This is a genomic window from Myroides sp. A21 (assembly GCF_000807225.1).
Classification (GTDB): Bacteria; Bacteroidota; Bacteroidia; order Flavobacteriales; family Flavobacteriaceae; genus Flavobacterium; species Flavobacterium odoratimimum.
The window spans coordinates 4,063,442-4,076,115 of sequence record NZ_CP010327.1 but is presented as its reverse complement, the minus strand read 5'-3'; the positions used below and the strand labels follow the sequence as shown (position 1 = coordinate 4,076,115).

Genomic DNA, 12,674 nt, shown 5'->3' with positions numbered 1-12,674 from the left:
GATATGAAAAAAATCACATTATTAGCGGTATTATTAGGAACAACATATTTCGCAAACGCACAAGTAGGGATCGGTACGCCGGACCCTGCTACTTCTGCAGAATTAGACATCGTAGCTAAGGCAGGAAATAAAGGTATTTTGATTCCTCGTGTTGCATTAAAAAATACAACAGAATTCCAAATGGCTGGTAAGGTTGCTGAGAGTACTAGCTTATTAGTATTTAATAAAACAGAAGTAAAGAATCAAGTACCTACAGGTTTTTACTACTGGGATGGTGCTAAATGGAATAGAATAGTAGGGAAAGAAGAGTTAGATACTGTAATTAAGAATTTAGGTGATAATATTACGAATATCACTACTAAATTAGAAAGTGACGTTAAGAATCTTCAAGCAGTAGTGAACTACATATTACCGTCTAACCCTGATAATAAGGATGATAAAGGAAATCCAGTAGTTACTGAAAAGCATACTACGATTGTTTATAATCCTGAGACTAAAGAAATGTTCTATGTGACTTATGATAATGGAAAGTATACGACTAAGCAGATTGACATTACTAAGATGGTACAAGGAGTAGAAACTAATACTTTCTTTAAAGACATCAAAGACGCAAATGGTAAAACAACTGGCTATGTATATTTCAACGAAAAAACGATTGTAGAAGCTATTGATAAAGAAACCGATCCAGCTAAGATTAAAGATATACTTGATAAGTTAGATGGAAATACAAAAGGAGCTATCAAGATTGACGTTAAAGGAACTGTAGTAAACAACTTCAAAGAAATCTTAGAAGCACCTACTACAATCACTGTAACTACAAAAGATGGAGATAAAACTTTCACAACTGTAGAAGAGTATTTACAGTATATCTCTCAGTCTGCTGATGGTAATGTAATCTATAAAAATTTAGGAGATACTACTAACCCTAACTGGGTATTCCAATACTATGATAAAGCTACAGGAAAATATGAGACTATTGTTTTACGTGATTTAGTAGCAGAAACGGAGTCTAAAACTACTATTGTTACTTATAAAAATAAACAATACTATTTATCAGAAGCATATATTGTAGGAGGAGGAGAATTAGATGTGACTAAATGGACTGCAGTTCCAGCTGGAGCTATTCCTGTAGATGTAGTAGGTGGAGTGATTAATAATATCGAAGAGATCTTAACGACTAAAGGAAATATCACTATCCAAGTAGGAGGAAAAGATATGAACTTTACATCTGTAGAAGAGTACTTGCAGTACATCACTCAGTTCTCAGAAGGTAATGTTATCTATAAGAATATCAGTACTGATTCAACAAAACCAAATTGGGTACTACAGTACTGGGACAATACTGCAAATGAGTACAAAACTATCAACCTAACAGATCTTGTTGCTTCAGTAGAAACTAAGACTAATATCCTTAGAGCAGAAGCTACAGCAGATAAGACATTATCTATCTATGAAGCTGTAGTAGCACCAGTACAAGATAATGTTAAGAAAGGAGAAATCTTCTATAAGTATAATAATGAAGATAAAGGGGAGCAATTCATCAATATGACGGCAGATATTATCTCTTCTATTAACAACAATGAAGAAGTGAAGAATGCATTGACTAATATCTTAAACCAAGGTGGTAACGTGTACTTCGGTGATCATGATAATGATGCAGCTACAGATAATGTATTCTATACAATGAAAATTGTAAATGGTAAAGAAGTGAAGACTCCTATTGAATTACCAGCTTCATTTTTATTAAAGATTATCAACGATTATAAAGAGGTAATTAAACAAGCTTTAGGAGATAATATCACAAACGAAGGAGATATCGTATTCACAGGGAATATCTATAATGGACGTCAAGTATTATTAGCTAAAGGAAGTACTAAAGCAAATGGAGAATCTGCTAGAACTGAAGGAGTAACATTAGAGAATGCTACAGGTGATAACGCTATCAATGGTGTGTTATCTATCAAAGTACTAAAAGCAGGTGTAGTAGTTACAGAATCAACAAAAGATGTTGTGGTATCAGGTACTAAGATCGACTTTAATATCGGTGTAGGAAATATCTATACAGCTTTACCAAAAGATACTTACGAAGTTGTAGTAGAGTACCTAGGTAAAGAGGTAAAGCCTACAACTCAACCATAATTTAAAAAACAACAAACAACAATTAATTCTTTTCAGAAAGGGAGAGGCTAAAGCCAACTCACAATAACGGCCTCTCCCTTTTATTAAATCAAACTCACATTATGAAAAAAATATATTTAAGTATAGCCATATCATTTCTTGCAACAGCTGGTTTTGCTCAGACTAAGATCGGTGTTGTTGGTAAATCTAACCCAGATGTAAACACGAATGCTATCTTAGAATTAGAAGCAGAGAATAAAGGTCTTCTTTTACCTCGTGTTGCGTTAACTGAAACTACGAAAGCAAATCCTCTAAGTGCTCACGTAAGCGGGATGACGGTGTATAATACAGCTACTGTAGCGGATGTTGTGCCGGGGTTTTATTATAACGATGGTTCGAAATGGCAACAGATGGTAACAACAGACAATAAAGCTGTGAAGTTCTTCTATATGCCTACGATCACTTTTGATACGAGTGTTCTTGGAGATGGTACAAAAGAACTATACGAAGAGTATAAAAAGCAGTTCACTATGCAGAGCGGAAATGCAGTAAAGAGTACTAGCGCACCTGCTGTTATTCCTCATTTTCCAGCAGCTAGTGATTTATACTACTATGTTACAGACTTTGATTCTGCTGTGTTTTCAGATATCGTTATAGATGATAATGGAGTAATGACTTACAAGATTATTGGTAATGGTACTCCTACTTCTATCATGAATATCGTATTCGTGGTAAAATAACTAACTAGTAAAAGTGATTCACTATGGTTAAGAAAAGAACACTCTTAGTAGTTTCTGGCTTGTGCTCTATAGCTACTATGGCACAGACAGTAAACAAGGGAGGGCTATATGTAAGCCCAGAAGGGATAATGTCTACACATTATGCCTTAGAGAATACAGATGAGGCGGACTTTAAAAATAACGGTACGCTATATGTCTATAATGATATTATAAACAACGGTGCTTTCTTTGATTATAAAGGGAAACTAGCACAAGGAACTACTATTTTTAAAAGTGATAAACAACAGACTGTATCAGGTAACAGTATCAGTAAGTTTAACAATGTAGTACTAAATAACACAGCGGATAATATTGCATTTAATGTTATTAATGATGTGGTAGTACAGGGTAAAGTAGACTTCCAAGACGGTATTGTCAATGTAGATGAGAAAGACGGGTCATTTACATTCTTAAAAGACGCAACGGCAGTTAATGCAAGTGATAATAGCTATATCCAAGGAACTGTAGACAAGGAAGGAAACAACGAGTTTGTGTTCCCTATTGGAGATAAGAAGTATTATCGAAACGCTACGATTACAGCGCCTAAAGAAGAAAAAGACATTTTCGTAGGGAGGTATAATTTAGATGATAAGAACTTCTTTACTTCTCATAAGCATAAGTCTGGTATAGTAGAGTTAGTAAACGAAAGAGAGTATTGGCTAGTAGACCGTAACTCTAATGCGAAGAGCGATGTTATCTTGACATTAGGTTGGCATGCAGATACTACTCCAGCAGAGTTATTAAAGACTCCAGAGAAGAACTTACGCATTCTTCGTTGGGATGCTAAGGATCAGCTTTGGGTAGATGAGGGAGGTATCGTAGATGTCGATAATAAGACAGTGACTACACCTACATCTGTACGTGGATACGGATTCTTTACATTAGGTACTGTGAATACAGATTTGATATTAGATGGAGACGTAGTGATCTATAATCTAGTAACGCCTAATGGAGATGGAGAGAATGATTTCTTCTTAATTGATAATATTAATCGTTTCCCTAATAATAAAGTTGAGATCTATAACCGTTGGGGAGTGAAGGTTTATGAGACTTCTAATTATGACAGTAATAATAACGTATTCAGAGGGTATTCTGATGGACGTGTTACAGTTAACTCTGGAGAGAAACTACCTACAGGAACTTATTATTATGTGATTAGCTATGAATACAGAAATGCTAGCGAAGCACATACAATTAGAAAATCAGGGTATCTACATTTAGACAACAACTAAGATTTTACGAATGACAATTAATAGAACAATAAGAAATATAAGTGTGTGTATGTTAACCTTGTTAGGAGCACAACAAATGCAAGCACAACAAGACCCACAGTACACACAGTATATGTATAATACCTCTAATATTAACCCTGCTTATGCAGGTACTAGAGGTAACCTAAGTATTTTCGGTAACTACCGTACACAGTGGGTTGGTTTAGATGGAGCGCCTAAGACAGCTAATCTGTCGGTGAGTACACCTCTAGGAGATTCAGGATTAGGATTAGGGGTGAACTATATGAATGATCGTATAGGAGCGATGGATGAGAATAATATCTCTGTAGACCTATCGTATGCTATCGATGTTAATCAAGACTATAAATTAGCATTTGGTTTAAAAGCTACGGCTAACTTACTGAATGTAGATTATACTCGTCTTAATATCTATAGTGGAAAAGACCCTGTAGCGATGACGAATATAGATAATCAATTCTCACCTAATATAGGGGCAGGTCTGTATCTATATTCTGAGAAGTCATATTTAGGATTGTCTGTACCTAACTTTTTGACTACAGATCGCTACGATGATAACGAGGTGACGACGATGCGTCAGAAAGCGCACTTCTACTTAATGGGAGGATATGTGTTTGAACTAAACCCTAGTTTGAAGTTTAAACCAGCTTTCTTAGCGAAGGCAGTTTCAGGGGCACCATTACAGATGGATCTGACAGCTAACTTCTTAATTATAGACAAGTTTACTGTAGGAGCAGCATATCGTTGGGATGCATCAGTTAGTGCATTAGCAGGATTCCAAGTGAATGATAACTTATTCGTAGGATATTCTTATGATGCTGATACGACTAAGTTAGCGAATTATAACTCTGGATCTCATGAGATATTCCTAAGATTCGATTTGTTTAATAATCGCACTCGTATGAATACACCAAGATTCTTTTAACGAAAACTATAAAGTATGAAAAAGAAGGTTATTAAGTTTTTCTCAATAGCCTCTTTTTTCTTAATAACGGTAGGGGCAGTAGCTCAGACTAGTAAGGAGAAAAAAGCGGATAAGAGCTTTGACTACTATGAGTATGTCAATGCAATCGAAATCTATGAGAAAATTATAAATAAAGGGTACAAAAGTGTTAATACACTTACTAAGTTAGCAGATGCTTATTACTTTAAAGGAGAGCTAAAGACTGCTCATAAGTGGTACGAAGAGTTATTTATTTTTGCAGAACAAGAAGGACATAAACTACCATCAGAGTACTACTATAGATATGCGCAGACGCTGCGTTCTATAGAGGATTATAAAAAGGCAGATGAGTATGTAAGTCGCTTTGCTGAATTAGAGAAGAGCGACAGTAGAGGTATATTATTCGAAGAAAAGAAGGATACTTACTTAAAGGAGATTAACGCGATGATACAGCGTTATGATCTGAAAGTATTGCCTATTAATAGTGTGTATTCTGACTATGGATCGAGTATCCTAGGAGACCAATTAGTCTTTGCTTCTGCTAGAGAAACAGAACATGGAGGTAGAGTACATAAGTGGACTAATGAAGCATTCACTACTCTATACAGTACGGTGATTAGTAAAGACGGTAGTTTTAGCGAGCCTGAACCTTTGGATAAGTTTGGAAATGCAAAGGTCAATGTAGCATCAGCTATCTTTACTAAAGATGGTAAGACGATGTACTTCACGAGTAATAACTTTAAGAAGAAAAAGAAAGTTCACAATGAAGACTATTACATCTTACTGAAGTTATATAAATCTACTCTAGACGAAGATGGTGTATGGACAGAAGCTGTAGAGTTACCATTTAACTCAGATAATTTTAATACTGCTCATCCTGCTTTATCCCCAGACGAGAGATGGTTATACTTTGCTTCTGATAGAAGTGGTACTCTAGGAGAGTCTGATATCTATAGAGTCTTTATAGAAGAAGACGGAAGCTATGGTACACCTGAGAACTTAGGGGCTAGAATTAATACAGAAGGGCGTGAGACATTCCCTTTTATCTCTAAGGATAACTATCTATATTTCTCATCAGATGGACGTCCAGGTCTAGGAGGGTTAGACGTATATATGGCTAAGCTAAATGTGGATAATACCTTCGGTAAGGTAGTGAGCGTAGGAGCTCCTATTAACAGTCCTTCAGATGACTTTGCATTCTATATCAATGATAAAAACAGAAAAGGATTTATCAGTTCTAATCGTGAGGGAGGAGTAGGAAGTGATGATATTTATTTCTTTCAAGTAGTAGACTGTAAGCAGCAGATAGAAGGAAAGGTGTTCAATACGAGTACAAAAGAACCTATAGCGAATGCCACAGTAGTATTATATGATAATGCGTATAAAGAACTAGCTACGATCACTACAGATGCACAGGGGTATTATATCACAGAAGCTTTAGACTGTAATTATAAGTTTAGATTAAAGGCTAGTGCAGATAAATTTTTGACAGCAGAGGTATCTACGGTATTAGGAAGAGAGTTTAATGTATCTAAGACGGTAGATATAGGACTAGATCCTATAGTTGAAAAAATAGAGAAAGACGATGATTTATTTAAGAAATTGAAGTTAGATCCTATCTATTTTGACTTTGATAAAGCGACTATTCGTCCTGATGCAGCAGTAGAGCTAGCGAAGGTAGTAGAAGTGCTTAATATGTATCCTAAACTGAAGATAGATGTGCGTTCGCATACAGATAGTAGAGGTAATGATGCTTATAATATGAAGTTGTCTGACCGAAGAGCTAAATCAACGATAGCTTGGATGGTAAAACAAGGAATAGAAGAAGATCGTATCAAGGGTAAAGGGTATGGAGAATCACAGTTAGTTAATAAATGTGCTAATAAAGTACCATGTACTATTAAAGAGCATCAAGAAAATAGAAGAAGTGAGTTTATTATTCTGAATATAGAATAACACTGTTTCGGTTAGTAATTTTAAAAAAGCCAGTTTGTGATGACAGACTGGCTTTTTACTTTTTTAGTCAAATGTCATAGAACGGACAGAAAGGAATGATTCTATAGCCCTATTAGAGTGAGGTTGTTTTGTAATTCCATTCTTCAGTACTCTCCCTTCAATACCGCTACAAGATCTCTTCAAGACTTCTTCAAGAAAATGGGCTTGAACTAGAGCAATCTTGGAGTATTGTTGAAGAAGTGTTGAAGGAATTAAGACAAAAATATATATAGGCTAAGCTGGAGAGGTATTCGTGTATTTTCTGTTTTTTGAAGTATTTTTGGGTTAATGTGTTTGTAATAAAGTGTTTATGTTTATTTAAGGCTTTTTTTATAGGAAAAAAACACTATACTTTTTTTCAAAAAGAAGTGTAAATGGATGATATGAAGGATAAATATCAATAAAATAGGTTATAAAACGTATTTTACAGTAGGTAAATACGTCATTAACTCATAAAATGAAAAAAAGAGATAAGAATTATTCACAACAGAATGAAATAGGATTCGAAGATAGGGTGATGATTATCTCATATACTATTTCAACAAAAAAACCACCTGTTTAGAGGTGGTTTTCATATAGATAATAGATTGATTACTTTTCTATTGTTTGGTATATTTTAAGAGCTTGTTTTAAGATCTCAGCTGAGCGGATTAAGTCTTCTTTTTTAAGAACATAAGCCATACGAGCTTCGTTTAATCCTACACCTGGTGTAGAGTAGAATCCTGCAGCAGGAGCGATCATTACAGTCTCTCCATTTAGGTCATACTCTTCTAATAACCATTTAGCGAAGTTATCAGCATTCTTAATAGGGAACTTAGCTACACAGTAGAAAGAACCATGTGGCATAGTCACTTGTACACCTTCTATCTGTTGAAGCGCAGTGATGAATACATCTCTTCTCTCTTTGTACTCCGTGATTACTTCATCGAAGTAAGATTTAGGAGTATCTAGAGCAGCCTCAGCAGCGATTTGTTCAAAAGTAGGAGGAGATAGACGCGCCTGAGCAAACTTCATTGCTGCAGCCATAAGCTCTTTGTTTTTAGAAACGATACATCCTATACGAGCACCACACATGCTGTAACGCTTAGATACAGAGTCAATCATGATCGCGTGATTCGCTAATTCTGGAATGCTCATCACAGAGATATGTTTATATCCATCATAAGCGAATTCTCTATATACTTCATCGGCGATTAAGAATAGGTCGTGTTTAACCACTAGATCTGTTAACTGTTTCATCTCTTGTTCTGAATATAAATAACCAGTAGGATTACCAGGATTACAGATTAAGATCGCTTTCGTCTTAGGAGTGATTAGTTTTTCGAATTCAGAGATAGCAGGTAATGCAAATCCGTCATTGATAGAAGACATTACAGGTACGATGTTTACTCCATTAGAAGTAGAGAATCCATTATAGTTAGCATAGAATGGCTCAGGGATGATGATTTCATCACCTTGGTCCATTGTACTTCCCAAAGCGAATAATAATGCTTCAGATCCACCAGTAGTAACGATAATATCTGCTACATCTACATTAAGATTTTGGTCTTGATAGTGTTTAGCTAACTTTATTCTATAACTTTCGATTCCTGCAGAGTGGCTATATTCTAATACTTCGAAGTTAGCTTCTTTTACAGCTTTAAGAGCTCCTTCAGGTGTTTTAATATCAGGTTGTCCTATATTTAAGTGGTATACATGGTGTCCTTTTTGCTTTGCTACCTCTGCAAAAGGGACTAATTTTCTGATAGGTGATTCAGGCATTTGAAGCCCTTTGTTTGAAATCTTTGGCATAGTTTTGAAATTTAAATAAACATAGTAACTCTCTAAATCAATATTGGATTAGAAATCAATAATCCTCTAGAATATTACTATCGCAAATGTAACTTATTTTATGCAAAAATTTGCAACAAATTGATTACTAAATATTAAGTTAAATATACTGAATTACTGGGCTTTTTGGTTATTTTTGTTGCACTATTAAAACAACATATTAACAACTCATGGATAAAAAAATAATATCTTTTTTTTCTTCGACACGGTTAATGGCGGTTCTTTTTATAGTTTATGCTGTAGCATTAGCTCTAGGAACCTTCATCGAAGATCGTTATAACACAACTACTGCCCGTATTTTAATATATAATACTAAATGGTTCGAGTTTATTATGTTTGTTTTCTTGATTAACTTTATAGGAAATATTAAGAAATACAGACTACTGAGCAAGGAGAAGTGGGCGACATTACTACTGCATGCGGCTTTTATTTTGATTTTATTAGGAGCTTTCATTACTCGTTATATTAGTTTCGAGGGAATGATGCCTATTAGAGAAGGGGAGACGGCAGATAGTATTTTTTCTGATAAAACTTTCCTTACTGTTATGACAGATGGTGAGTATGAAGGGGAACAACGTAGACGTACGTATGAGAGACCAATATTATTCTCTCCTGTGACGAATAATCACTTTAAAGTAAGAGAAGACTTTAATGGTATCGATTACGAGATAGAGTATAAAGATTTTATCATGGGAGCTACTGAGGCAATAGCAGAAGATCCTAATGGAAAAATGTTCTTAAAATTAGTAGAGTCTGGTGATGGAGATCGTCATGAACATTTCTTAGAAGAAGGAAAAGTTGTGAGTATCCACAATGTATTATTCTCATTGAATAAGCCTACTGATGGAGCAATCAATATCACAAAAGAAGGGGATGAGTTCTTTTTAGATACACCTTTTGGAGGAACGTATATGGTGATGGCAACACAGGCGACAGGTGATGTAGTAGCTGGTACAAAAGCTCCTCTGAACTTTAGATCATTATATAATATGGCAGGAACACAGTTCGTTATTCCAGAAATGCCTATTAAAGGAAAGATGGTTCTAGAGTCTGATGGTGACTTTAAGAATAAAAGAAATACGGATGCTTTAGTTCTTACTGTTCGTTCTCAAGGAAAAGAGGAGGAAGTAACGCTAATGGGTAAAGCAGGAAGAATGGGAGAACCTCAGTCATTTAAACTAGGTGACTTAGAGTTTACGATGATGTATGGTAGTAAAGTGTATACTACACCGTTCCAAATCAAGTTAAATAAATTCATCGCTGAGAAATATCCTGGTACAGAGAGTAGCTATGCTTCATTCGAAAGTCAGGTGACTGTATTAGACGGAGCAGAGAACTTCGATGCACGTATCTATATGAACAATATTCTAGATTATAAAGGATACCGATTCTTCCAGGCAGAGTTCGATAGAGATGAGAAAGGAACTATCCTATCTGTGAACCATGACTTCTGGGGAACGTGGATTACTTATATAGGGTACTTCTTACTATATGTAGGATTAATAGTAATCTTATTCAATAAGAATACAAGATTTGGTGATTTGAAACGAAAATTAGATAAAGTTAGAGAGAAGAAAGCTTCTATACTTACGATGTTGTTCTTGTTCTTATCAGTAGGAGCATTCGCACAACATAATCATGAGACACCTACACGTCCTAATCAGGTAGTGATAGACTCGCTGATTAAGAGTACTGCTGTAGATAAAGAACATGCAGCAAGATTCGGAGAATTGGTTATTCAGGACTTTGGTGGTCGTATGAAACCAGTGAATACTTTTGCTTCAGAATTATTGCGTAAAGTATATAAAGGAGAAAACTATAAAGGATTAAATCCTGATCAGGTGTTTCTATCGATGACTCAGTTCACAGTAGCTCAACAATTACAAGGAGCACCTAACTACTGGTATTATGCAGAATTGATAAAACTACCTAGAGGGAATGATAAGATATTAGAGGCATTAAAGTTACCTAAAAACGCAAAGTATGCTGCGTTTATTGATTTCTTTGATGAAGATGGTAATTATAGATTAGCAAAAGTAGTAGAAGATGCTAATCACTCTGCTGTTAAAAATCAGTTTGAGAAAGACTATTTAGACTTAGATTCTAAGATGGCTTTATTGAATGCAGCATTCACTACACGTAGCCTTACGATATTCCCTATACCTGGTCACGATAATGATAAATGGGTATCTCCATTAGAATTAAACGAGGCTGGTCTTAAAGGAATGGATTCTACATTCACGAAGAGCATATTGCCTAGAATGTATGTTCCAGCTTTATTTGAGGCAAAACAATCAGGGGACTATGCGAAGGCAGATGAGTTCTTACAGAGTATTAAAACGTATCAGAATGCTTATGGTAAAACTGTAATACCTTCTGAGAAAAAGATTCATTTCGAAATCCAATATAATAAGTACGATATATTTAAGACACTATATAGTTACTATATGTTAGCTGCTGTGTTCTTATTCATCTTCATTATATCAGAGATATTAAAACCAAGACGTATTAATAAGACGATGATAAAAATTGGTAGCTGGGCTACAGTCTTATTATTCGGTATCCATACATTAGGATTAGCTGTGAGATGGTATGTATCAGGGCACGCTCCATGGAGTGATGCGTATGAGTCAGTTATCTACGTGGCATGGGCAACTACATTATTTGGGTTGATTTTTGGGCGTAAGTCTGAGTTAACAATTGCTTCAACAGCATTCGTGGCCGCTATAGTATTATGGGGAGCACATCTAAACTTTATGGATCCTGCGATTGGTAATTTACAACCAGTATTGAATTCATATTGGCTGATTATCCACGTAGCAGTTATCGTAGGTAGTTATGGTCCATTCACATTAGGTATGATATTAGGAATAGTGACTCTATTCTTAATGATTCTTACCAATGATAAGAATAAGAAGAAAATGGATCTTAATATTAAGGAGTTGACTTATATTAATGAGATGACATTAACGGTAGGTCTAGTTCTATTAACTATTGGTAACTTCTTAGGAGGTCAATGGGCTAATGAGAGCTGGGGACGCTACTGGGGATGGGATCCTAAAGAGACATGGGCATTAATTAGTATTATGATTTATGCTTTTGTGATCCATGCCAGATTAGTGCCTGCTATGCGAGGTACATGGTTATATAATGTATTCAGTGTAGTAGCGTATTACTCGATTATGATGACTTACTTCGGTGTTAACTTCTACTTAAGTGGATTACACTCTTATGCATCAGGAGATAAAGTGATCACACCTACTGCTGTATGGTGGTCATTAGGATTTGTGATAGTATTAAGTGTCTTCTCTTATATTAAATATAAAAAGTACTTGAAGAAATAGTATTCTCTAAGTAGAATATAATCTAAAGCCCAGCTTCTTTTAGAAGCTGGGCTTTTTTTGTTTTTATATCTGATTCAAGAATAGAATTGTGATATAGAAGGAGAAACTACGATATGTATTACATATTATATAGGTATAATTAACTATATTATGATTAGTTTCTTTATTTTAGAAAAATTAGTGTTTTAATTTTCTTAAAAAATATAATTTTCTGTTTAATATAGTTTTTAAAGGTGAAATCTTTGAAATCTTTAATTTTGTTTTGTGTTTTATATACATCTTTTTTGAGTAAAATTTAAATATATGTACAAAAACTGCTCTTGTTATAGTATATTTTTTAAATAAGGTTAAATTGTATGGGTAATAATTAAATTTTAACATTTTATGTTTGTTAAGTCGTTTTTTTTATAACTTT

The 12,674-nt window shown here is 34.8% G+C and carries 7 protein-coding genes; 6 read left to right on the top strand and 1 reads right to left on the bottom strand.

The genetic code is table 11. The features are described from left to right. Positions 1-3: 3 nt before the first annotated feature. The 5 genes from MYRA21_RS18250 (at position 4) to MYRA21_RS18230 (ending at position 7,046) form a co-directional block, all read left to right on the top strand. Positions 4-2,139 carry a hypothetical protein gene (locus MYRA21_RS18250; protein ID WP_039330250.1) on the top strand — a complete coding sequence of 712 codons (2,136 nt, stop codon included), beginning with the start codon at positions 4-6 and terminating at the stop codon, positions 2,137-2,139. A gap of 101 nt (positions 2,140-2,240) precedes the next feature. Next, positions 2,241-2,858, top strand: coding sequence for a hypothetical protein (locus MYRA21_RS18245; protein ID WP_039330248.1), 618 nt, complete (start codon positions 2,241-2,243; stop codon positions 2,856-2,858). A gap of 23 nt (positions 2,859-2,881) precedes the next feature. Further along, positions 2,882-4,129 (top strand): gliding motility-associated C-terminal domain-containing protein, encoded by a 1,248-nt coding sequence (locus MYRA21_RS18240; RefSeq protein ID WP_039330246.1) that lies wholly within the window; start codon positions 2,882-2,884, stop codon positions 4,127-4,129. A gap of 10 nt (positions 4,130-4,139) precedes the next feature. Further along, complete coding sequence (locus tag MYRA21_RS18235; protein ID WP_006265791.1) at positions 4,140-5,072, top strand: type IX secretion system membrane protein PorP/SprF; 933 nt, start codon at positions 4,140-4,142, stop codon at positions 5,070-5,072. Between the two features lie 15 nt (positions 5,073-5,087). Then, positions 5,088-7,046, top strand: coding sequence for an OmpA family protein (locus MYRA21_RS18230; protein WP_039330243.1), 1,959 nt, complete (start codon positions 5,088-5,090; stop codon positions 7,044-7,046). Between the two features lie 630 nt (positions 7,047-7,676). Here MYRA21_RS18230 and MYRA21_RS18225 read toward each other — a convergent pair. Continuing rightward, positions 7,677-8,876 (bottom strand): pyridoxal phosphate-dependent aminotransferase, encoded by a 1,200-nt coding sequence (locus MYRA21_RS18225; RefSeq protein WP_039330241.1) that lies wholly within the window; start codon positions 8,874-8,876, stop codon positions 7,677-7,679. Between the two features lie 209 nt (positions 8,877-9,085). On the opposite strand from MYRA21_RS18225, the gene ccsA reads away from it, so the two are divergent. After that, entirely contained in the window at positions 9,086-12,259 is a 3,174-nt protein-coding gene (gene ccsA / locus MYRA21_RS18220; RefSeq protein WP_039330239.1) for a cytochrome c biogenesis protein CcsA, read from the top strand. The last annotated feature ends 415 nt before the right edge of the window (positions 12,260-12,674 follow it).